This window comes from Bradyrhizobium tropiciagri (assembly GCF_001189845.1).
Classification (GTDB): Bacteria; Pseudomonadota; Alphaproteobacteria; order Rhizobiales; family Xanthobacteraceae; genus Bradyrhizobium; species Bradyrhizobium tropiciagri.
Map to the genome: position 1 here is coordinate 1 of NZ_LFLZ01000066.1, position 22,219 is coordinate 22,219.

Consider the following 22,219-nt stretch of genomic DNA (forward strand, 5'->3'; position numbering starts at 1 on the left):
AACTCTCCCGCACCGCAAATCCCGCTGCGTTGAGCGCGGCCAGCACGTCTTCCAGATGGGCGCGGTCGCGGGTTTCGATCACGAGTTCGAGCAGCGTCGCCTTCGCCGGCAGGTCGGAGAAGGTGCGCTGGTGCGAGACCTCGATGATGTTGGCGCCGGCATCGGCCAGCAGGATCGACACCGCCGCGAGCTGTCCGGGCCGATCGACGATGTCGAGCGCCAGCTGCGTCAGCCGCCCTTCGCGCGCGAGCTCACGGGTCAGGACCGAGGCGATCAGCCTGGTGTCGATGTTACCGCCGGTCAGCACCAGGCCGACGTTGCGGCCGGCAAAGCGCTCCGGTGCCGCGAGCACCGCCGCGAGGCCGGCGGCGCCGGCGCCCTCGACCACCGTCTTCTCGATCGAGATCAGCGTCGCCACCGCGCGCTCGATCTGGTCCTCGCTGACCAGCACGATGTCGTCGACGAGGTCGCGGACGATCCTGGTGGTGATCTGCCCGGGCGCCTTGACCGCGATGCCCTCGGCGAGCGTGTCGCCGCGCATCGGCAGCTGCTCGCCTTTGACGGCATTGTACATCGATGGATAGAGCTGGGCCTGCACCCCAATGATCTGCACCGACGGCTTGATCGCCTTGGCGGCCGTTGCGATGCCCGAGATCAGCCCGCCGCCGCCGATCGACACCACCAGGATATCGAGTTCCGGCACCGCCTCGAGCATTTCGAGTCCGATCGTGCCCTGCCCGGCGATGATCAGCGGATCGTCATAGGGGTGGATCAGGATCAGGCCGCGCTCTGCGGCATGCGTGCCGACGAAGGCGAAGCATTCTTCCAGCGTCTGCCCGGTGATGATGACCTCGGCGCCATGCCGCCTGGTGTTCTCGATCTTCACCATCGGGGTGCCGATTGGCATCACGATAGTGGCGGGGATGCCGAGCCGTTTCGCGTGATAGGCCACGCCCTGGGCATGATTGCCGGCCGACATCGCGATCACCCCGCGCTTGCGCTCTTCGGCCGACAGCGCCCGCAGCCTGTTCAGCGCGCCGCGCTCCTTGAAGGTCGAGGTGAATTGCAGGTTCTCGAATTTGAGGAACAGGCGGCAGCCGCAGATCTCGCCGAGCGTACGGCTCTCGTTGCACGCCGTGACCATGACCGAGTCCCTGATGGTTTCGGCGGCACGGCGCACGTCGGCAAGCGTCACGTCAGCGGGCGTTGCGGCGGTGGTATCGGAAGGATGCGGCATCGGGTTTCGCGTTGGACCGTTTCATCAGACGGAACCTAAAGCATGATCCGGAAAAGTGCGAAGCGGTTTTCCGAAAAGATCATGCTCAAACACGACCCAAAGCGCCATCACGGTTCAAGTCAATCCCATCGCGCTGGCCAGTTTCGGCGCCGAAGACGACCGCGCTATCGCGCGGTCAGCACCCGTTGCTCCGGCCTGGCCGGCGCGGCCAGCTGGGCCTCATCGCATTTGGGGCATAGCAGCGCGGTCCGGAAGTGCTTGTCGAGCACAATGGTTCGCGTCCTGCCGCACTGGCAGCGCATCGGCTTATCCATGGAAGATCGGCCCGGGTTCAAGGTGCAAGGATAGCGTGCGCTTAGCTATCCCGGTCCGGTTAACCCCGTATGACTTGCAGCCGGAAAAATCAGAAGAAGCCCGCACTCAGATCGAGGCCATAGCTTGCCCTGAGCACTGCGACGAACAAGACGGCAAAGCCGAACAGCAGGACATGCCGGGCGATGCTGCTCCGAATCGAATTGGCCGGAAATACCCGAGCGATCGATTGAGCCAATGCAGTCATTTGCGACCTCCAGAACCACGTCCCGAAGGTAGGTCGCCGACGGCGCTGCGAGGTTCAACGCGGCTCGCGGGACGGCCGGCGGCGCACTGACGCGCTCGGCCGCGCTGCGGCCGCGCCCTGTTCCTGAAGCGGTGACCGACCACGATCAACCTGCCCTCGGCGCGGACCACGGCCTCGGCCACTGGCGCAGCCCGCAGATTATCTTGCGTGACCGCCTCCAGCGCGCGCAGGAACTCACGTCCGGCGGGTTGATCTCCCAGCCTTCGACGTCACGCAGCACATAGCCATTGCTAAAGATGTCCAGTTCGGGAACCCGCGACGCCAGGCGTTTGATCCGCGCATGCCAATCGTCGCCGCTCGACGAGAGAATAGCGAGATCGTGCTTGAGTGAATCGAGTGTGGCTCTGCCGCTGACGTGACTGGCCAATATTTTTAGAATCGCAACCTGTATGCTCTACTCGCCGCCTCGACCGCCACGGTTCTTTTTGTTCTGCGCGGTCGATCTGGAAATTATCGCGCTGATGACTCAGACGTCCAGTCATCAGCGCCAGTTATCCAGAACCCGGCATGACGGTATCGAATTACGCTGCGCGCGATGTGCCGACGCTGCGCTCGGGCCGCTGCGATGACATTGCTTCTTCCTCACTATCCTGCGGCTCGCCCCAAAATTCCCGCACCGTCGGCCCGTTTGTCAGCCTGGTGTCGCGCAGGAAGCCGAGAATTTCGTGCGGCCAGACCCGGCGTCCCATCTGCGTGTACCAGCGCATCGCATGACGAAGTCCGGCGTCGCGATGAAACAGCACGCGCAGCAAGGCCTTCGGGCGGCATTGCAGCACCATCTCGGTGAACTTGAACCAGAGCAGCACCCGCCATGGCGGCATGTGCCGCGTCGCGAGCACCTGATGCTTGTAATCCCAGAGCCGGCGATCGGCCTGGATGACGCGCCGCTCTGCCGCGAGACGGAAATACGGCGTCCAGCGATGCGGCGTGACGTAGAGCATCTGGATCTGATCCGGATCGTAGGACAACAACTGCCGCAGGCCGCGCCAATGATCGCGATCGGTCTCCTCCTCGAAGCCGACCACCCAGGTCGCCATCGACAGGATGCCGTGCCGGCGCATCAAACGGATGGCCTCGCGATCGATCGTGGTGGTCGCGCCCTTGCGGATCAGCTCCAGCGTCTTCTCGTCGGTGTTCTCCATGCCGAGCAGGAAGCGCTGCCAGCCCGCCTTCTTGTAGAGATGCAGGATGTCGGCATCGCGGACGATATCGTCGGCGCGGGTCGAGCCGACCAGGATCAGATCGACATCCTCCGCGATCAGGGCCTCGAGGAAAGTGCGCCAGGCCTTCTTCGAGACGGTCGGATTCTCGTCGGCGAAATTGATCACCTTGACGCCGTGCTCGCGATGCAGCCGCGCCAATTCCCTGGCGAAGCGCACGGGATCGCGGTGCCGCCATCGCGTCCAGAAGCCGCGCTGACCGCAATAATTGCACAGATGCGGGCAGCCGCGCGAGAACTGCACGACGACGGCGCGCAGCCCTCCCCAATAGCTGTAGCGTGTGTGATCGATCAGCTCCCAGCCGACGCGATAGGCATCGAGGTCACGGATAACAGGCGCGGGCGGCGTGACGCGCGGCCCGTAATCATCGCGGAAGGCGATGCCGTTGATGATGCGAAGATCGTCGCCGGTCTCCAGCGCCCGCATCAGGCGCCGCGCCGTCTCTTCGCCCTCACCGCGCACGATCGCGGTGACGTAGCGTTCCTCGCGCAGGATCTCGCGCCAATGATAGGTCGGAAACACCCCGCCATAGACGATCCGCACCTTGGGCACGGCGTTGACAATGGCTTGCGCCACCTCCGCGATCACCGGATGGCCCGAGGTCGAGCCGGAATGGCCGAACAAGACGGCATCCGGCGAAAACCGCGATGCCTCCGCCACGATAGCTTCGAGCGGCATCGGCCCGAACTCGGCATCGAGCAGCCGAACGTGGTGTCCGTCGTCGATCAGCGGACCGCCGATCGACAGCAGGCCGAGCGGCGGCAGATGGTCGTCGGGGATCCGGCTGCCGATCGCCGGGTGCGGCACGTTGATGAGAAGAATGCGCATGGATGATCGCTCCCGCTTTGGTTGGCGTGATCGTGCGTCCCCGCATTTTGTGAGAGAGAGCCCAACCCCCCGGCCGGGCTTTTGGCGCAATTCGCGCGAGCTCTTTATTTGAGCATGATCCTTTCGGAAAACCGCTTCACACTTTTCCGGATCATGCTCTAGAGGTTCGCGACCTCCGCCGGCGCGATCGCGGTCAGCCCGCCGAAGCGGCGCTCGCGGCGATGGAACGAGGCGAGCGCGTCGGCGAGATCGTCGGCATCGAATTCGGGCCACATCCGCTCGGTGAAGTGCAACTCGGCATAGGCGCCCTCCCAGAGCAGGAAATCCGACAGCCGCTTCTCGCCCGAGGTGCGGATGATCAGATCGACGTCACGCAAGCCGGTTTCGCCGGTGATGAGATCGGCGAAGCTCTCGCGGCTCAGCTGGCCTGTACCGGCGGCGCGCGCCGCGGCGTTCAGGATCGCGTCGCGTGCCGAATAGTCGATCGCGATGCGCAGATGCAGCGTGGTGCCGTCGCAGGTCTCGGCCTCGGCGCGGGTGATCGCGGCTGCGATACCGTCGGGCAACCGGTCGCGGCGGCCGATCACGGTGAGGCGGACGCCATTGCGCATCAGGGCTGCGATCTCGTTGGCGAGATAGAACCGGAGTAGCGCCATCAGCGCCGTGACTTCGGCTTTCGGCCGGCGCCAATTGTCGCTCGAGAATGCGTAGAGCGTCAGCGTACCGACGCCCTGGTCCGGCGCGGCCTCGACGATGCGGCGGATCGCCTCGACGCCTGCCTCATGTCCGCGCAGCCGCGACAGACCGCGCCGCGTCGCCCAGCGGCCGTTGCCGTCCATGATGATGCCGACATGCAGCCGGGCGACGGCTTCCGGCTTGAGCGCAACGTTGCTTTGCATCACAAAGTCTCCGGGCAAAAAAAGGGGATGATCAAACCGGCTGGATACCAAGGCGGCCAGATGCGCCTTCGTCCTTGCCGGCGGTCTTTTCAGTCTTGTCGGACGTGCCGGCAGCCTTGGCCGCGTCGCGCACCAGCTGCTCGAGCACGGCGAGATAGTCGAGGAAACGGCGGCGGCCGCTCTTGGTCAGGCGGCACGTGGTGTGCGGACGATTGCCTTCATAACCCTTGATGACATCGACGAGGCCGGCCTCCTGCAACACCTGCAGATGCCGGCTGAGATTGCCGTCGGTCAGGCCGCAGAGCTGCTTGAGATCGGCGAAGGCGAGCCCCTTCGGATGCGCCATCAGCGAGGTGAGCAGACCGAGCCGCGCCTTCTCGTGGATGACGCGGTCGAGGCCATCATAGGCGAATGGCGCGGTGGTCAAGTCAGTCTTCGGCATCATGGCCTCCGGAAGCGAAATACAACAGCGCTGCGAGCAGCAACTGGCCGATCGCGAATGGCAGTCCCATGGTCCAGGGCGACAGCGCGTGGCTTTGGCTTGCGATCAAGAGCACCGTGAAGCCCGACAGGAAGTACCAGGCGCCGCCGAGCGCGATCGTGCGCGGCAGCAGGCGGACCGAGGCGAACACGGCGAGGCTCACCAGCACCTGCCACAGGCCGGGCAGCATCCACAGTGTCTCGGGCGCGAATTTCCATTGCAGGACCGCGAGCAACACGCCGGCGATAACAGCGGGAACGAACTGCTCGATCGCCTGCTGGACCATCGCGTCGGCAAGGCCCGAATGATGCCGCCGCGAGCGCGCCTGCATCTCGATCCAGATCAGCACCGCGGACAGCAATGCGGCGGCGGCCCAGCCCGCGAGGAAGGCGATCGGATGACCGGTGGGATCGTCGAGCCAGAAATATTGGGCAAGCGCGGTGACGAGCGCGATGCCGCTGGTGGCGGCGACGGTCGCCGGGCCGTAGCCGCGGAATGCGGTCCCCGCCGCAATCTGGCTGCGGATCGCGAGAATATCGGCCAAGGCCTTGTCGAGGTCGCGCATGATTTGCCCGCACTTTGTATTGCAAAGTATACGGGATCACCAAGTAAACGCAAGCGGCATCGCTCAGCCCGCCGAGCGTGATGTTTACCGGCCGGTTACGGCTGTGGATTGCGGCGAAACCGTGCCGCCTCAGACCTTCACCAGGCTTGTGAAGCCGCCATAGTTCATGCGCTTGAGATCAAACGGCGCGGTCTTCGGATCCATCGACGCGAAGCGCGGATCCGCCATCACCTTGGCGTTGATCCTGTCGCGCTGGGCGCGCGACTTGTAGGTGATCCAGGCGAACACGACGGTTTCGCCGGCCTTCAGCTTCACGCTCTGCGGAAACGACGTCAGCTTGCCCGGCTTGACGTCGTCGGCAACCCACTCGCGATAATCCAGCGCGCCATGTTTGCGCCAGACCTTGCCGGCCATCTTCGAGAGCTTCGCATAGGCTTTGAGTTTCTTCTTCGGCACGGCGACGACGAAACCATCGACGTAAGGCATTGGAGGATTCCTGCTGTTTGGTTTCCTGTCATTGCGAGCGTCAGCGAAGCAATCCATCTTTCCAGACGTTGAGAAGTGGATTGCTTCGTCGCTAACGCTGCTCGCAATGGCGACATGCGACGCGCTACGCGTCAGCTGTGGCAGCAGGATGCCTGAACCGGTGCCGGTTGGTATTGGTCACGTAGCCGCACCCAATCCATCGGATAGGGCAAGCCCTCCTCGTGGCGGCCGAGCGGCGTCAGGTCGAGGTAGTGATAGGCGGCATTCATCATGTCGAGGCCGCGGGCGAATGTGGAATAGGTGTGGAACACGGCGCCGGCGTCATCGCGATAAAACACGCTGATCCCGGGCAGTTCGGGCCCGTAAAGCGGGGTCGTTCCATAATTGTATTGCGCGTTCCCGGCGTCGATCTGCTCGGGGGTGAACGAGACCGCATAGTCGTAGTTGAAGTCATTCTCTCCCGACGAGACCCAATCGAAGCTCCAGCCCATTCGCTGCTTGAAGGCCTCGAGCTTGGCCAGCGGTGCGCGCGAGATCGCGGCCATCGTGGTGTCGCGCGCGGCCAGATGCGGAACCATGCGCTCGAAGCCATCGACCCAGAACGAGCAGCTCTTGCAGGCCGCGTCCCATTCCGGCGCGAACATCACGTGCTGCACCACGAGCTGCGGCCTGCCCTTGAAGAGATCGCCGAGCGTCACCTTGCCGCCGGGCCCGTCGAACACATAGTCCTTGTCGACCTTCACCCACGGCAATTCGCGGCGCTGCCGGCTCAGCGCTTCGCGGGCCTGGGTGAGCTGCTTCTCGCCGACCATCAACGCCTTGCGGGCCGCGGTCCATTCTTCGCGCGAAACGATCTTGTGCTGAGACATGCGATGCTCCTTTGCGGTTCAGGCGTCGACATATTGTTGGAGATTGCCGAGGAATTCGGTCCAGCCGCGCTGGTGATTGTCGCGCGCGGTCTCATCGACGAACTGCGCGTGATAGAAGGTGAGCAACGTGCCGCCGCCGTCGGGCCTGATCGACACCGTCACCTCGGAGACGCGCTCCGGCGTCGAATGCCAGGCCCAGCTGAACACCAGCCTCTCGTTCGGCACCACCTCGCGATAGATGCCGCCGACCTCGTGATGCTCACCGTTGCTGCCGGTGAACTTGATCCGGTAGCGGCCGCCGACGCGAACATCGAGGTCGGCTTGCGTCGTGCCGGGCGTGACCTGCCCCGGACCGAACCACTGCACTAGGTTTTCCGGCTCGGTCCACGCGGCGTAGACTTTTTCCGGCCGGGCGCGGAGGCGCCGCGTGAGGGTGAGGCTTGGACGCGCGGCAAGGCCGGCGTCGGCTGCGACTGCGGATTTGTTGGCTGCCATGGGTGTTCCTCCACAAAAGCGGCAAGGCGGTCGAGATTGTCGGACCAGAATTGCGCATAGCGATTGAGCCAGTTCATCGCTTGCTCCATCGGCCTCGCGGTGAGTCGGCACGCCACCGTGCGGCCGGTTTTCTCGCGCGCGACCAAACCGGCGTCCGTGAGCACGTCGAGATGCTTCATGATCGCCGGCAACGACATAGCGAATGGTTGCGCCAGTTCGCTCACCGACAGGCTTTCCTGCTCACCGAGCCGCGCCAGCAGTGCGCGGCGGGTGGGATCGGAAAGCGCCGCGAAGGTGCGGTCCAGCGTTTCGTCCTGATACTTAACCATGTGGTTTAGTATAAACGCAAACGGTGCGGCGTCAAGCGCGCGTCTTCACGATCGCGCGACGACGGGCGCACCGTCACGACGAACGTCGGGAACGTCGCAAAGCCGTCTTGCGCGGCGCCGGTCCGGAAGTTTGCTAGTCGGGGTAGACCGTCCGGTGCCGACGCTGATGGCGGCGCGGCGGCGGCGGCTCGCTGAACAGGAAGCGCGGATTCTCACCGCAAGCCAGAAAGCGCCCGGACACGCTCGCGAGGCACTGCTCGTAGGTTCGGTAGGCGCATTCGCCGGGATAACCCAGGCTCGGCCCCTGCGCACACCACGGATAGTCATAAGGATCGGCGGAAGCCGGCGTGATGCTCGCCGCTCCGGCAAACGTCATCGCTCCCAAGACAAGCATTGTCATTTGCGACGTGCGCATGATCCGCCTCCTCAGATGCCGCAGTTAAAGCGCGGCATCTCGGGTAAGGTTCCTGAAGGTCATTTTATTCCGCGTCAAGGCCCCGCGATGTGCCTCACAGGACGGGCATCACCGCGCAGATCAGAGCTGCCCGCGCGGTTCAGCAACGCTGAACGTCCGGGGCCTACTCGACCTTGAGGCCGGCGAACTCGACCACCTTCTTCCACTTGTCGGTCTCGGCCTTGATGTCGTTGCCGAAGGCTTCCGGGGTCTGGATCAGCGAGTCGCCGCCGAGCTCGACCAAGCGCTTGCGCATGTCGGGCTCAGCGAGAACGGCATTGATCTCGGTGTTGAGCTTGGCGATCAGCTCCTTCGGCGTGTTCTTCGGCGCGCCCATGCCGAACAGCGCGCTCGCCTCATAGCCCTTCACGGTCTCGGCGATCGCCGGCACGTCGGGCAATTGTGAGGAGCGATCCGTCGTCGTCACGCCGAGCGCGCGCAGCGAACCGGAGCGGATATGCTGGATGATCGAGGGCATGTTGTCGAAGATCACCTGCACCTGGCCGCCGAGCATGTCGGTGATCGCGGGCGCAGCGCCGCGATACGGCACGTGCTGCATCTTGCAGCCGGTCATCGACATGAACATCTCGCCGGAGAGATGCACCGAGGTGCCGTTGCCGGACGAGGCCATGTTCACCTTGCCGGGATTGGCCTTCACATATTCGATGAACTCGGCGACGTTCTTCGCCGGCACGTCCTTGTTGACGGTCATCACGTTCGGGACGCGATTGAAGGAAGCGACCGGCGACACGTCGCGCACGAAGTTGAACTTCAAATTGGCGTAGAGCGAGGCGTTGATGTAGTTCGCCGGATTGACCAGCAACACGGTGTAGCCGTCCGGCTCGGCGTTGATCGCAGCCTCGGTGCCGATATTGTTGCCGGCGCCCGGCTTGTTCTCGATCACGAATTGCTGCCCGAGCTTCTCTGACAACCGCTGCCCGATCAGGCGCGCGATGATGTCGGTGGCGCCGCCCGGCGGATAGCCCACGATCCAGCGCACCGGCCGCGCCGGATAGTCGGCTGCGGACGCCCGACCGATCGCGAATGTCGAAATTCCCGACCCGATCAGGCCCAGCGCGGTGCGGCGTGAAATCATGAAGTCTCTCCCAATCCAGCAGGGTTTGGCCCCCTGCCCGTTTCTGTTGCGTTGCATGCGGCGCGGTTTTAACAAACAATGTCTGAGGCGGCCAGTGCGACACGTGCGCCACCGGCCGCGACGAAAGACTAAGCCGCAATCTTGTCATGACGCGTTTTCTTCACGCGAACCGCTGTCCACGTCGCTTGAAAACGCTCTGGACCGAAGAGGATCGATCATGTCCGTCAAGGTGAATGGGCTCGACCATCTCGTGATCAATGTCACCGATGTCGTGCGCTCGGTTGCCTGGTACAGCAGGATCCTCGGCATGGAGGTGAAGGTGTTCGACCCCGGCAAGGGCAAGACACCGCGCACCTCGCTGGTGTTCGGCAACCAGAAGATCAACGTGCGGCCGCGCGACGCCGACAAGGTGGACTGGTTTACCGCCGATCATGAAACGGCTGGCAGCGACGATCTCTGCTTCCTCACCGCGAGCACGCCCGAGCAGGTGGTCGCGCATCTGAAGGCCAATGGCGTCAGGATCGAGGAAGGCCCGGTGGCCAAGCAGGGCGCGCGCGGCACGCTGCGCTCGGTGTATTGCCGCGATCCCGACGGCAGCCTGATCGAGATCTCGTCGTATGAACGCGACGTAAACTAGCGTCGTTGCGAGGCGGCGAAGCGTGCCCGACCGTAGGTGCTGAGAATAGATCCACCCTTTCCGCGCGGCGGAACGGATCGCTTCAGCGCAACATTGCTCTGCAAATCCCGATTTGCGCTCGACGCATACCGATGGCAGAACTGCTCCCAACCAAGACCAAGGGCGGCCGCCAAGGCTGCGCGGGAGGACATATGACCAATTCAAAAGCAGTGCCGGGAATCGTGGGGCCGTTTGCCGGGCTCGACGTGCCATGGCTGCTGAGGATGCGCGCCGAGGTGCGCCGCGATCATCCATTCCTGATCTGGGCGCCGTTCGATGCGCCGGCACGGCGCTGGAGCTATGGCGAATTCCATGAGCGCGTCGGCGCGCTCGCGGCGGGCCTCGCCAAACGCGGCATCAAGCAAGGCGACTATGTCCTGATCCATCTCGACAACTGCATCGAGGCGATCATGTCGTGGTTCGCCTGTGTCGAGCTCGGCGCGATTGCCGTCACCACCAACACCCGCTCGGCTGCAGCCGAGATCGAATATTTCGCCGGCCATTGCGGCGCGGTCGCCGCGATCACCCAGCCGGCTTATGCCGAACTGATATCAGCCAGCTGCAAGGCGCTGCGCTGGATCGCGGTCACCTCGCACGACGCCGGGCAGGCGCCGGCACAGCCACCCGCGCACGGCGACAGTTTTGACGCGCTGTTCGCCGACAGCGCCGACCGGCCGAAGCGCCCGATCGATCCGCTTGCACCGTGCAGCGTGCAATACACCTCCGGCACCACGTCGCGGCCGAAGGCGGTGCTGTGGACGCATGCCAGCGCGCTGTGGGGCGCCAAGATCAACGCCGCGCATCAGGACCTGCACGCGAGCGACGTGCACCAGACCTATCTGCCGCTCTTCCACACCAACGCGCTGGCCTATTCGATGCTGGCGAGCCTGTGGGTCGGCGGCACCTGCGTAGTCCAGCCGCGCTTCTCGGCAAGCCGGTTCTGGCCGGTCGCGCTCGAGCACGGCTCGACCTGGACCTCGACGATCCCGTTCTGCATGAAGGCGCTGCTGGAGCACGAAGTGCCGAAGCATCACAAATTCCGACTCTGGGGCACTGCCGTGAACGAGCCGCCACCGTTCGCCGTGTTCGGCATCAAGATCATCGGCTGGTGGGGCATGACCGAGACCATCACCCACGGCATCATCGGCGAGGTCGACCAGCCCAACCCGCCGATGTCGATCGGCCGCGCGGCGCCGGAGTACGAAATCCGCATTACCAACGATGACGGCACCGCGACCGGCGTTGGCGAGACCGGCAATCTCCTGATCAAGGGTATTCCCGGCCTGTCGCTGTTCGCCGAATATCTGCACAACGAGAAGGCCACGCGCGAGAGCTTCGACGAGCACGGCTATTTCATCACCGGCGACCGCGTCACGATGCTGGAGCGCGGCTACATCAAGTTCGGCGACCGCTCCAAGGACATGCTGAAGGTCGGCGGCGAGAATGTCGCCGCCTCCGAGATCGAGCAGGTGATCGCGGTGGTGCCGGGCGTGCGCGAAGCCGCCGTGGTGGCGAAGAAGCATCCGATGCTGGACGAGGTGCCGGTGGTCTTCATCATCCCGCAAGCCGGCGTCGCCGCCTTGCCTGCCGATCTGCACGACAAGGTCATGACCGCCTGCCGTTCGGCGCTCGCCGACTTCAAGGTGCCGCGCGAGATCCGCTTCGTCGACGAGATGCCGCGCTCGACGCTGGAGAAGGTCGCGAAGGCGGAGCTAAGGAAGATGTTGGAGTAGGATCTCCTCGTCATTGCGAGCGAAGCGAAGCAATCCATTTCACCACTTGTTGAGACATGGATTGCTTCGTCGCTGCGCTCCTCGCAATGACGGATAGGCCCTAGTTTACCTCGAAGCGGATCGGCAGCTTCTTCGGGCCGTTGACAAAATAGGCCTGCGTCATCTTCACCTCGCCGTCGAGCGACAGCGATTTCAGGTGCGGCAGCAGCTCTTCGAACAGGATGCGCATCTCGAGCTTGGCGAGATACTGGCCGAGGCACAGATGCGCGCCATAGCCGAACGCGACATGGCGGTTGGGCTTGCGGTCGCTGCGGAAGCGATCGGGGTCCTCGAACACCTCCTCGTCGCGATTGCCTGAGGCATAGCACAGCATCAGCCAGTCGCCCTTGGCGATCTTGCGGCCGCCGAGCTCGGTATCGGCGGTGGCCGAGCGCATGAAATGCTTGACCGGCGTCATCCAGCGGATCGACTCGTCAACCAGGCCCGGGATCAGTTCCGGGTTGGCCTTCACCTTGGCGAATTCCGCGGGATCCCTGGCCAGCGCCCAGATCGCGCCCGCGGTCGAGGATGAGGTGGTGTCGTGGCCGGCGGTGGCGACGATCATGTAATAGCTGGTCTGATCGTGCTCCGGCATGTAATCACCGCCGATCTTCGCATTCGCAATGACGGTGGCGAGATCGTCGCGCGGGTTCTGCCGGCGATCCTCGGTGATCTTGCGGAAGTAGGCGGAGAAGTCGGCGATGATCGCCTGCAGCATCACCGAGACCTGCTCCGCGCTGAGCGCGTCGCGGACGCGCGCCGTGTCGGGATCCTGCGGGCCGAACAGCTCCTGCGTCAGCTTGAGCATGCGCGGCTCGTCCGCCTCGGGCACACCGAGGATCTCCATGATGACGTGCAGGGGATAGCCGAGCGCGACGTCCTCGACGAAATCGCAGGCGCCGCCGCGGTCGAGCATGCGCCGCACGGTCGAGCGCGCAATCTCGCGGACGCGGCCCTCGAACTTGCCGAGGTTATTCGGCATGAACCAGCCCTGCGTCAGCGCGCGGTATTTCGGGTGATCGGGCGCATCCATCTGCACCAACGAGCGCACCAGATTGGGTCCGCCGGTGATCTTGCGAACGCGCTGCTCGAGCGCCTGGTTCGTCAGTGTGGTCGGCCGGTCGGCGTTGTGGAACAGGTCGTTCTGCCGGCTGATCGCCTGGATATGCGCGTGCTTGGTGACCACCCAGAACGGATCGAACTTCTCGGGCCGCGCGATGCCGAGCGGGTTGTTGGCGCGCAGCCAGCGATAGCTGTCGTGGATGCGATCGTCGGCATAGGCGACAGGATCGACGAGGGTTGCCGCGATGTCGGCGGGGATGTCCATATCCCCGGTCGTTGCCGTATCCATGATGTTCCTCACCCGCCCAAAGCATCGGTCACACCGATGATCGCCGAAATCTAGGCGGGGTTAAGGACGCGGACTTGCGTTGATTGGCTAAAAGCCTTGCCTCAGACGTCGTTGCGAGGAACGACGCGACGAAGCAATGACGGCAGAAGCCGCGAGGGCTCAATAATGCCCGAACGCCACCGGGCGGAACGCCTGCAGCAATTGCTGGTCGAGCTTGCCACCCATCTCCTCCATCATGGAGAATGCCTTGGCGTGGGTGAACTGCAGCCGGTAGGCGCGCTTCTCGACCAGGGCGGCGTAGACGTCGACGATGGTGGTGACGCGAACGATGTCGCTGATCTGGTTGCCGCTGAGGCCGTTCGGATAGCCGGTACCGTCGAGGAATTCGTGATGATGCAGGATCACGTCGAGCATTTCCGGCGGGAAGCCGCCCTGCGCCGACAGCGCCTCGTAGCCGCGGCGGGGATGCTCGCGCATCTCGGCCATCTCCTCGACCGTCAATGCGCCGGGCTTGTCGAGCAGCGCGACCGGAATGAAGGCCTTGCCGACGTCGTGCAGCAGCGCGGCGCGCGCGAGCCGGCGCTGGTCGTCCTCGCGCATGCCGAGATGCTGCGCGAACGCAACCGCAAAGCCGGTCACGAACAGGCAATGGCGATAGGTCTCCTGGTGATGGCAGCCGACCGTGGTCAGCCATTCGCGCAGCGAGTTGTGCTTGATCGCCTTGAGGATCTTGTTTTCGGCGGCAACGATGTCTTCGAACTTGAGCGGCTCGCCGGCGCGCATCCGCTCGAACATCTTGACCATCACGGCATGCGCGGCCTCGACGCCACGGTTGAGCGCCTTGCCGCGATCGGTCTCGTCATAGCCGCTGTTGTCGGGAAATGCGGCGCGGATGCGCTGCAGCAGGCCGCGCGCATCGAACGGCCGCGAGATCGTGTCGGTGGCGCCGAGCGCCCAGGCCTGCATCGAGGCGTGGTGCAGCGCATCCGCCAGCACGAACAGCCGCGGCATCTCGCGATAGGCATCGCTCTGCAGCTTGGCGCGGACCAGTTGCACGGCTTCGGGCGAGCGCAGGTTGATGTCGACGACGATACCGGAGAGATCGTGGGCCGGCTGCTCGGGAATATCCGATGTGAGAACGGTATCGACCTCGCCCACCGAGCGCAGGATGCTGGCGAGTTCGTTGCTTTGATCGCTTCGATCTGACGCCAGAAGGAGACGGCGCTTCGAAGTCTGGTTATTGGCCAAGGCAGTCATGGAATCCCCGTCGCGGTAACGACCGGTGCCGACGCTACCTGACGATGCGTTCCCTCCGACTTAATGGGGATGCTGAACGGCGGTTAAGCGCAATGGATACAATTTGATGGATCGCGGATTCCGCCAGCAAGATCAGCCCGCGCGGAAATCAATCCGGCCGCGGGCATCGCGGGCGGATGATGAATTTTTGCAAGGTCAAAGTTGCTGAAACTGCCATGACCTGCTCAGCCCAGGACCTGCCGAGCCCGGGCGCAAAAAAAACGCCGGAGAGCGATCCGCTCCCCGGCGTTTCATTGGTTCAAGCGGTTACGCCTTCATCGCAGCCTTGACGGCCTCCGCGGTGATCGGCAGGCCGCGGACACGGGCGCCGACCGCGTTGAAGACGGCGTTGCCGATTGCCGGCGCCACCACCGTCACCGCGGGCTCGCCGACGCCGGTCGCCTTCTCGCCATTGGCGATGACGTTGACCGCGACTTCCGGCAGCTGGCTCATCCGAAGCGGCGTGTAGCTGTCGAAGTTGGTCTGCTCGATGCCGCCGTCCTTCAACGTCGCCTTCTCGAACAGCGCCAGTGACATGCCCCACAGCGCCGCGCCCTCGACCTGGGCCCGGATGCCGTCGGGATTCACTTGCGTACCCACGTCGGTCGCAACCGTCAGCTTCTTCACCGTCACCTCGCCCGAGGGGGCGACTGCGACGTGGGCGACGCAGGCGGTCCAGCTCGCCGTGGCGCGCTCCTGCGACGACACGCAGGCAACGCCCATGCCTTCGCCCTTGGGCAGCTTCTTGGTGCCGTAGCCGGCCAGCCCCATCGCCGCGAGCAAGGTATTGCGGAGACGCTGCGCGCCGCCGTCGTTCTTGCCCTTGCCGTCGAGCAGCTCGACGCGAAGCAGAGCCGGGTCCTTGCCGGTCGCATGGGCGATCTCGTCGACCATGCTTTCGACCGCCCAGAACGTCCAGCCCGGCGCCACCGAGCGGAGCTGACCGGACGGGGTGGCGTTGTGCGCCATCTCGTTCTTGATCGCCCGCACATAGTGGTTGGGTACGGTGTAGAAGAAGTCCGAGCCGTTGACGGTGAACGCGTCGAGCGGTCCCTTCTTGTCGACCGAAGGCGACAGGAAGTCGGGGATGCCCCAACGCTGGGTCGGCCAGGCAGAGACGACATCGTGGCTCAATGCGACGAGCTTACCGTCGCCGTCCACGCCAGCCTTCACCTTCTGGTAGGTCAGCGGACGCGAGAAATCCATCGTCATGTCGTTCTCGCGCGTGTAGATGACCTTGACCGGCTTGCCGACAGCCTTGGCCGCCTGCACCGCCGGCACCATCATGTCGGCGTCGAGACGCCGGCCGAAGCCGCCGCCCAGCCACATCTGGTGCATCACCACGAACTTCGGATCGATCCCGGCGGCACCGGCCGCGATCGCACCGGAGCGCGTCGCGAACTGGTTGCCGGAATAGATGTGCAGGATGTCGCCCTTGAACTCCGCGGTGGCGTTCATCGGCTCCATCGGCGCGTGGATGTTGATGTTGGTGGTGTATTCCGCCTCCAGCACCTTGGCCGCCGTGCCGAAGGCCGCATTCGGATCGCCGTCCTTGACGAAGAACTGGCCGGAATCGCTGAGTCCTTGCAGCCGCTTGGCTTCGGTGAGCAGCGATTCGCTGGACAGCTTCGCGTTCGGACCGCCATCGTAATCGATCTTCAGCGCCGCCGCCGCCTTCTTGGCGTTGGCATAGGTGTTGGCGACCGCGACGACCCAGCCGGTGGTCGTCGTGGTCTTGTCGTCCAGCGTGACGGCCTTGATGAAGCCCGGCACCTTCTTGGCAGCGCTATCGTCCACCGACTTCACGGTGGCGCCGTAGCGGACCGGCGGGGTGACCAGCGCGCCATAGACCATGCCCGGCAGCATCACGTCGATGCCGTATTTGGCCGTGCCGTTGACCTTCAACGGGATGTCGAGCTGCGGCACCGAGACGCCGATCATGGTGTACTGATCCGGCGACTTCAGCTTGATCGCCTTCAGATCGTCCGCCGTGAAGGTCTTGGTCGCCTTGCCGCTCTTCACCACCTCGGCGAACGACATCGACTTCTTCGACTTCGGATGGCTGATCTTGGAATCGCGCACCACCAGTTCGCCGGCCGGCACGCCCATGGAGGCCGCCGCCGCCTCGGTCAGTGCGATGCGGCCGGCAGCGCCGGCGCGGCTCATGGCGTCGAAGTTCATCATGGTCGACCAGCTGCCGCCGGTGATCTGCGCGCCCAGCACGGGATCGTTGAACTTCGGATCGTTGGATGCGAGCTGGACCCGCATGTCCTTCCAGTTCGCGCCGAGCTCTTCGGCGACGATCTGCGCCATCGTCGAGGCGACGTGCTGGCCCATATCGGCCTTGCCGCAGGTCACGGTGACGAGACCATCGGGCGCGATCGCGTACCAGACGCTCGGTTCGAAGTTGGCGGGTGCGGGCGCCGCGAGCGCCTGGTCGATGCCGGACCCGGCATAGCCGAGCACGAGACCGGTTGCAGCGGTGCCGACCAGGAAGGAACGGCGGCTGAGGTCGGTCGTCTCGGGCGCGAGATTCTTCACGTGCTTGTTCATGTGGCCCTCCGCTCGGATCCGGTGGCCGATGCGGTGCGCATGTCGGACGCAGCGCGCATGATCGCCTTCTGGATACGTGAATAGGTCATGCAACGGCAGAGATTGCCGTCCATATGCGCGACCACTTCTTCCTTGGTCGGGTTGGTGTTTTTCGACAGCAGCGCCGCCGCCTGCATGATCTGGCCGGACTGGCAGTAGCCGCATTGCGGCACCTGCTCGGCGACCCAAGCCTTCTGCAAGGGATGTTCGCCCTTGGCGGAGAGGCCTTCGATGGTGGTGATCTTCTTGCCGACGGCGTCGGCGAGCGAGGTCTGGCAGGACCGCACCGCTTCGCCGTTGAGGTGAACCGTGCAGGCGCCACAGAGACCGGCGCCGCACCCGAATTTGGTGCCCGTCATCTGCAATTGCTCGCGGATGACCCAAAGCAGCGGCGTGTCATTGGCCGCCTCGACGGACATATTCCGTCCGTTGATATTGAGATTTGGCATCTCTCTCCCCTTCCGGTGTAGGAAGCCGCTTACGGCGGCAACTCACTGTTGGGTCTTGGCTGGCGCCCACCGGGTAAGCGAACAGTTGCCGAAACAATGATCCGGTTCCCGGCTCGAGGCAATCCAATTTGGAATTGCTCGAAAAGAATAAATCCCGGAAACTGGCAGTTGTGCGATGCGGCAACGGCATGAAGCTTTTGAAATGCCAGTATTGATGCCGTATCGATCACTCCTACCAAGGTCGGTAGCGCTGCCGGACCTCGCATCGACAACAGAAGGAGCCCGTCAATGGCCAAGCTCAACCGCAGCGGCGTCGATATCTATTATGAGATTCACGGCAGCGGCCCGCCTTTGATCCTCACCCACGGCTATTCGTCGACCTCTGCGATGTGGCAGGGCCAGATCGAGGCGCTGTCGAAGCGGCACAAACTGATCCTGTGGGACATGCGCGGGCACGGCCAGTCCGACTATCCCGACAATGCGGATGCCTACAGCGAAGCACAGACGGTCGGCGACATCGCCGCCCTGCTCGACGCCGCCGGCGCCGACCAGGCGATCGTTGGCGGCCTGTCGCTCGGCGGCTACATGTCGCTCGCCTTCCATCGCGCCCACCCTGCGCGGGTGCGTGCGCTGCTGATCATCGACACCGGCCCGGGCTTCAAGAAGGACGACGCCCGCGAGGTCTGGAACAAGCGCGCCCGCGACACCGGCGACCGCTTCGACCGCGAAGGGCTCGAGGTGCTGAAATCCTTGAGCGCCGAGCGCGCGTCGGTCACCCACCGCAACGCCAAGGGCCTCGCGCTCGCCGCGCGCGGCATGCTGGCGCAACGCGATGCCCGGGTGATCGAGTCACTGCCCGATATCAAGGTGCCGTCGCTGGTTGTGGTCGGCGCCGACGACACGCCGTTCCTGGCGGCGTCCGACTACATGGCGGCAAAGATCCCGGGCGCGCGGAAGGCGGTGATCCCGAACGCCGGCCATGCCGTCAACATCGATCAGCCGCAGGCCTTCATCGACGCCGTGCTGCCGTTCCTCGACGGTCTCGCGGCGAGCGCGCCCGGAAAGGCCGCCTCATGAAGACCATTGTTGCAGCCTTGTTGCTGACGGTGGCCGCGAGCGACGCGAACGCCCAGAAGCCACGGCTGTTCGCCGACCCGGCCACGCCGACCTTCACCGCGACGCTGTCCAACCACACGCCGCTGGTGTTCGGCATGGGCGTCGCGGACGCGCAACGCGCGCTCGGCACACCCCTTACCTATGTCAGCGGGCGGCCCGGCAACGAGATCTTCCTGACCTTCCGCGACCTCGGCGGCAGCGGGCTGTTCCCGCACCACGACCGTCTCTTCCTGCAATTCCGCAAACACCGGTTGACCGGCTGGAAGGCCGACTGGGGCGAAAACTGGATGTGGCGCTAGAGCGTGATCCGGACCGGTACGGCCGCGTTAGCGCAAAGTGCGAAGCGGTTTTCCCTCGCGACAAGCGCGAAGCGTTTGCGCGGAGGTCATGCTCAAACAAAAGACATCGAGACCTTCATGCAACCCCCAACGACAAGGATGGACCATGGGACAAGACATCAGACTGAAGGCTTCGGACGGATTTGAACTCGGCGCCTATCGCGCCGATCCGACCAGTGCGCCGAAGGGCGCTGTCGTCGTGATCCAGGAGATTTTTGGCGTCAACCACCACATCCGCGCGGTCTGCGACCGGCTGGCCAAGGAAGGTTATGTCGCGATTGCGCCCTCGATCTTCGACCGCATCACGCCGAACTTCCAGAGCGGCTACTCACCCGATGAAGTCGCCGAGGCGCGCAAGTTCGTCGCCAACCCCGACTTTCCCGCGATGCTGCGCGACAGCCAGGCGGCGATCGACGCGGTGAAGCCGGTCGGGCCGGTCGGCATCATCGGCTTCTGCCTCGGCGGCAGCATCGCCTATGCGGCCGCGACCAAGCTCTCCGGGCTCTCGGCCGCGATCGGCTATTACGGCGGCGCCATCATCCGCTTCGCCGGCGACAAGCCGGCCGTGCCGACGCAGCTGCATTTCGGCGAGAAGGATGCCGGCATTCCCTTAAGCGACGTCGAGACCATCAAGTCGAAGCGGCCCGAGGTCGAGGTCTTCATCTATCCCGGCGCGCAGCACGGCTTCCATTGCGACGAGCGCGCAAGCTACGACAAGGCGAGCGCCGACATCGCCTGGCCGCGTAGCATGGAATTTTTCGGGAAGCATTTGCGCAAATAGCGCGCGGCTTTTCTCAACTCGTCATTCCCGGTGCGCAATTGCGCACCTGGGGATGCGCCGCAGGCGCAGGCCCGGAATCCGTTTCACCGCAAGACACGCGGCGAGATGGATTCCGGGTTCGCGCTTCGCGCGCCCCGGAATGACGAATGGAGAGAGATTGCCTGAGCTAGACTAAAACCAGCGCTCGCCGACGAACACCGTATCGCCCGGGCTCATCGGCGTGCCAAGCGGCACCACGAAGCGGCCGGCGCCGGACGCGTCGGTGTGTGTCAGCGTCACGCTGTCGCGTTTGGCCCGCGGCGAGAAACCGCCGGCGATCGCGACCGCGCTCTCGACGGTCATGTTCGGCACATAGGGATATTGGCCGGGGGCCTGGACTTCGCCGAGGATGAAGAACGGCCGGTAGGACTCGATCTCGACCGCCACCGAAGGTTCGCGGATGAAGCCGTTGCGCAGCCGTGCCGAGATTTCGCCGGCGAGCCCGGCCGGCGTGCGGCCACGCGCCGGCACCGAGCCGATCAACGGATGGTGATCGCGCCCGCGGCGTCGATCGCATAGGAGTTGGTCAGGCCTTCCTGGCCGTAGACCACGACGCGGAGCTTGTCGCCCGGGCCGAGATGATAGGAGTTGTCGTAACCGGCAGGCCCACCCGGTGTGGCGGCATAGACGACCGGGGCGGCGACCGGCGCGGCATAGCCATATCCAGGGGAGGCGCTGGCGAAGGCGGAACGCAATGCGCTGATGGCACCGCCGCCTCCGTCGGCAAGCGGAGCGGGTGCGTAGGCCGGACCATAGGTGACGGCATCGACGCCTTGCGGGCCGACCGCGACGGGACCGGACGTGCTCATGCAGCCAGACAGCGCGAGCGCAGCCACAACGGCAGTGATCGGCAATCGTAACGCGCGTGCAACCGGCACCGGACCTATCCCTCAACGGCGAGACAGACCCAGTCTTGCACCACTTATGGTTAATAAAGGGTTTGCGCGGCCCGAGTGGGGAGCCGGAAGGCCCGCCTCCCCATCGATCTAACGCAAGGCCGATGCGATCAGGCGGCGGTGACGCCGACGCCGATCGGGCAGGACACGCCGGTGCCGCCAAGCCCGCAATAGCCCGCCGGATTCTTGGCGAGGTATTGCTGATGGTAGTCCTCGGCGAAGTAGAACTCGCCTGACGGTGCAATCTCCGTCGTGATCGCGCCGAGCCCCTTGGCGGCAAGCGCCTTCTGGTACATCGCCTTCGACGCATCGGCTGCTTTGCGTTGCGCGTCGCTGAACGTGTAGATCGCGGAACGATACTGCGTGCCGATGTCGTTGCCCTGGCGCATGCCCTGCGTCGGGTTGTGGTTCTCCCAGAACGTCTTCAGCAGCTTCTCGTAGGAAATCTTCTTCGGGTCGAACACGACCAGCACGACTTCGGTATGGCCGGTGCGCCCCGAGCACACCTCTTCATAGGTCGGGTTCGGCGTGTGGCCGCCGGCATAGCCGACCGCCGTGGTGTAGATCCCGTCGCCGAGTTCCCAGAACTTGCGCTCCGCGCCCCAGAAGCAGCCGAGCCCGAACACTGCCTGCTCGAGGCCTTGCGGATAGGGCGGCGTCAATTTGCTGCCGTTGACGAAATGCGTGGTCGCGGTCGGGATCGGCGTCGCGCGGCCCGGCAGCGCCTCGGCGGCGCTTGGCAACGCGGTGGTCTTGCGCATGAACAACATGGATACCTCCAGGCGGGACATCGGCCGAACGCGGGCTGCGGCCTGCGGGCCGGCTGTCACCTATATATGTCCTTACGCAGATGATGGCAGCCCCGTTACTGATGGCGGCGGCCAGGAGGGGCTACATCCGGGCCTGCAGCCAGCTCAGTCGCGTGCGTAACCGATCAGCGGCTTGCGCGGCCGGAACAGGATCATCAGCAGGATGCCGGCAATGCCGAGCACCGCGAACACCGGCTGCTCCAGGAGCAGGCGGATCACATCGTTCCAGAGCCAGGGCGCGAAGCGATCGACCCAGGCATGGAACGCCTGCTGGCTCGACTGGTGGATATCGTTCCAGAACTGCCCGAATTGGGTGAACCGCAGGCTCTGGTCGGCGACGTAGCGGGCCCCGTCATAGACCATGAAGATGAAGCTGCCAGCGAGCAGCAAAAGGCCGATCAGACGGAAAAAGCCGCGGATCATACGTCACCCAAACTCCCTGTCGCGCCCCACGCGTCGTCAGGCCTTACCGGGCGCCCCCCGGAAATTCAACCTCTTCAGCGGCTTATCCGGCCCCCGGAGGCCG

General features: G+C 64.5%; 23 protein-coding genes and 1 pseudogene. 5 read left to right on the forward strand and 19 right to left on the reverse strand.

Annotated elements, in window-relative coordinates:
• From AKN84_RS34865 to AKN84_RS34920, 12 genes are all read right to left on the reverse strand, one after another.
• Window positions 1-1,237: threonine ammonia-lyase (locus AKN84_RS34865; protein ID WP_050424988.1), on the reverse strand; the 1,237-nt coding region annotated here is incomplete at its 3' end.
• Between the two features lie 403 nt (window positions 1,238-1,640).
• The gene (locus AKN84_RS34870) at window positions 1,641-1,796 is read right to left on the reverse strand and encodes a response regulator (RefSeq protein WP_167350155.1); all 156 of its coding nucleotides are present in this window, start codon (window positions 1,794-1,796) and stop codon (window positions 1,641-1,643) included.
• 581 nt (window positions 1,797-2,377) lie between these two features.
• Entirely contained in the window at window positions 2,378-3,904 is a 1,527-nt protein-coding gene (bchE, locus tag AKN84_RS34875) for a magnesium-protoporphyrin IX monomethyl ester anaerobic oxidative cyclase (RefSeq protein ID WP_050424989.1), read from the reverse strand.
• 158 nt (window positions 3,905-4,062) lie between these two features.
• Window positions 4,063-4,803 carry a di-trans,poly-cis-decaprenylcistransferase gene (locus tag AKN84_RS34880; RefSeq protein ID WP_050424990.1) on the reverse strand — a complete coding sequence of 247 codons (741 nt, stop codon included), beginning with the start codon at window positions 4,801-4,803 and terminating at the stop codon, window positions 4,063-4,065.
• A gap of 31 nt (window positions 4,804-4,834) precedes the next feature.
• The gene (locus AKN84_RS34885; protein ID WP_050425025.1) at window positions 4,835-5,245 is read right to left on the reverse strand and encodes a transcriptional regulator; all 411 of its coding nucleotides are present in this window, start codon (window positions 5,243-5,245) and stop codon (window positions 4,835-4,837) included.
• Window positions 5,232-5,849, reverse strand: coding sequence for a hypothetical protein (locus tag AKN84_RS34890; protein ID WP_050424991.1), 618 nt, complete (start codon window positions 5,847-5,849; stop codon window positions 5,232-5,234). The genes AKN84_RS34885 and AKN84_RS34890 overlap by 14 nt, the downstream gene beginning before the upstream one ends.
• 129 nt (window positions 5,850-5,978) lie before the next feature.
• On the reverse strand, window positions 5,979-6,335 hold the full coding sequence (locus tag AKN84_RS34895) for a DUF1428 domain-containing protein (protein WP_050424992.1): 357 nt from the start codon (window positions 6,333-6,335) through the stop codon (window positions 5,979-5,981).
• A gap of 131 nt (window positions 6,336-6,466) precedes the next feature.
• Window positions 6,467-7,204, reverse strand: a complete 738-nt coding sequence (locus AKN84_RS34900) for a DUF899 domain-containing protein (protein ID WP_050424993.1) — start codon at window positions 7,202-7,204, stop codon at window positions 6,467-6,469.
• An 18-nt stretch (window positions 7,205-7,222) separates the two neighbouring features.
• Complete coding sequence (locus tag AKN84_RS34905) at window positions 7,223-7,570, reverse strand: SRPBCC family protein (protein WP_202814718.1); 348 nt, start codon at window positions 7,568-7,570, stop codon at window positions 7,223-7,225.
• On the reverse strand, window positions 7,570-8,028 hold the full coding sequence (locus AKN84_RS34910) for an ArsR/SmtB family transcription factor (RefSeq protein ID WP_128971435.1): 459 nt from the start codon (window positions 8,026-8,028) through the stop codon (window positions 7,570-7,572). The genes AKN84_RS34905 and AKN84_RS34910 overlap by 1 nt, the downstream gene beginning before the upstream one ends.
• Window positions 8,029-8,161: 133 nt before the next feature.
• On the reverse strand, window positions 8,162-8,443 hold the full coding sequence (locus tag AKN84_RS34915; RefSeq protein WP_050424995.1) for a DUF3551 domain-containing protein: 282 nt from the start codon (window positions 8,441-8,443) through the stop codon (window positions 8,162-8,164).
• Between the two features lie 163 nt (window positions 8,444-8,606).
• On the reverse strand, window positions 8,607-9,578 hold the full coding sequence (locus AKN84_RS34920) for a Bug family tripartite tricarboxylate transporter substrate binding protein (RefSeq protein ID WP_050424996.1): 972 nt from the start codon (window positions 9,576-9,578) through the stop codon (window positions 8,607-8,609).
• Between the two features lie 217 nt (window positions 9,579-9,795).
• Here AKN84_RS34920 and AKN84_RS34925 point away from each other — a divergent pair, with 217 nt between their 5' ends.
• Both AKN84_RS34925 and AKN84_RS34930 read left to right on the forward strand, forming a co-directional pair.
• Window positions 9,796-10,215 carry a VOC family protein gene (locus tag AKN84_RS34925; protein WP_050424997.1) on the forward strand — a complete coding sequence of 140 codons (420 nt, stop codon included), beginning with the start codon at window positions 9,796-9,798 and terminating at the stop codon, window positions 10,213-10,215.
• A 191-nt stretch (window positions 10,216-10,406) separates the two neighbouring features.
• On the forward strand, window positions 10,407-11,987 hold the full coding sequence (locus AKN84_RS34930; RefSeq protein WP_050425026.1) for an AMP-binding protein: 1,581 nt from the start codon (window positions 10,407-10,409) through the stop codon (window positions 11,985-11,987).
• Window positions 11,988-12,087: 100 nt separating this feature from the next.
• On the opposite strand, the gene AKN84_RS34935 is transcribed toward AKN84_RS34930, so the two are convergent.
• The 4 genes from AKN84_RS34935 to AKN84_RS34950 form a co-directional block, all read right to left on the reverse strand.
• Entirely contained in the window at window positions 12,088-13,377 is a 1,290-nt protein-coding gene (locus AKN84_RS34935) for a cytochrome P450 (protein ID WP_128971436.1), read from the reverse strand.
• Window positions 13,378-13,536: 159 nt separating this feature from the next.
• Window positions 13,537-14,634 (reverse strand): HD domain-containing protein, encoded by a 1,098-nt coding sequence (locus AKN84_RS34940; RefSeq protein ID WP_050424999.1) that lies wholly within the window; start codon window positions 14,632-14,634, stop codon window positions 13,537-13,539.
• Window positions 14,635-14,940: 306 nt separating this feature from the next.
• Window positions 14,941-17,226: a xanthine dehydrogenase family protein molybdopterin-binding subunit gene (locus AKN84_RS34945; RefSeq protein ID WP_050425000.1), complete on the reverse strand. Its 2,286-nt coding sequence runs from the start codon at window positions 17,224-17,226 to the stop codon at window positions 14,941-14,943.
• Window positions 17,223-17,714: a (2Fe-2S)-binding protein gene (locus tag AKN84_RS34950; RefSeq protein ID WP_050425001.1), complete on the reverse strand. Its 492-nt coding sequence runs from the start codon at window positions 17,712-17,714 to the stop codon at window positions 17,223-17,225. The genes AKN84_RS34945 and AKN84_RS34950 overlap by 4 nt, the downstream gene beginning before the upstream one ends.
• A gap of 288 nt (window positions 17,715-18,002) precedes the next feature.
• Between AKN84_RS34950 and AKN84_RS34955 the strand changes: the two genes are divergently transcribed.
• From AKN84_RS34955 to AKN84_RS34965, 3 genes are all read left to right on the forward strand, one after another.
• Window positions 18,003-18,791, forward strand: coding sequence for an alpha/beta fold hydrolase (locus tag AKN84_RS34955; protein ID WP_050425002.1), 789 nt, complete (start codon window positions 18,003-18,005; stop codon window positions 18,789-18,791).
• Entirely contained in the window at window positions 18,788-19,129 is a 342-nt protein-coding gene (locus AKN84_RS34960) for a hypothetical protein (protein WP_050425003.1), read from the forward strand. The genes AKN84_RS34955 and AKN84_RS34960 overlap by 4 nt, the downstream gene beginning before the upstream one ends.
• A 145-nt stretch (window positions 19,130-19,274) precedes the next feature.
• On the forward strand, window positions 19,275-19,949 hold the full coding sequence (locus AKN84_RS34965; protein ID WP_050425004.1) for a dienelactone hydrolase family protein: 675 nt from the start codon (window positions 19,275-19,277) through the stop codon (window positions 19,947-19,949).
• Window positions 19,950-20,120: 171 nt separating this feature from the next.
• On the opposite strand, the pseudogene AKN84_RS34970 reads toward AKN84_RS34965, so the two are convergent.
• The 3 genes and pseudogenes from AKN84_RS34970 to AKN84_RS34980 form a co-directional block, all read right to left on the reverse strand.
• Window positions 20,121-20,866 (reverse strand): annotated as a pseudogene (locus AKN84_RS34970) (polysaccharide biosynthesis/export family protein).
• 128 nt (window positions 20,867-20,994) lie between these two features.
• Window positions 20,995-21,654, reverse strand: a complete 660-nt coding sequence (gene msrA, locus AKN84_RS34975; RefSeq protein ID WP_050425005.1) for a peptide-methionine (S)-S-oxide reductase MsrA — start codon at window positions 21,652-21,654, stop codon at window positions 20,995-20,997.
• 144 nt (window positions 21,655-21,798) lie between these two features.
• On the reverse strand, window positions 21,799-22,116 hold the full coding sequence (locus tag AKN84_RS34980; protein WP_016842666.1) for a hypothetical protein: 318 nt from the start codon (window positions 22,114-22,116) through the stop codon (window positions 21,799-21,801).
• Window positions 22,117-22,219: the final 103 nt, after the last annotated feature.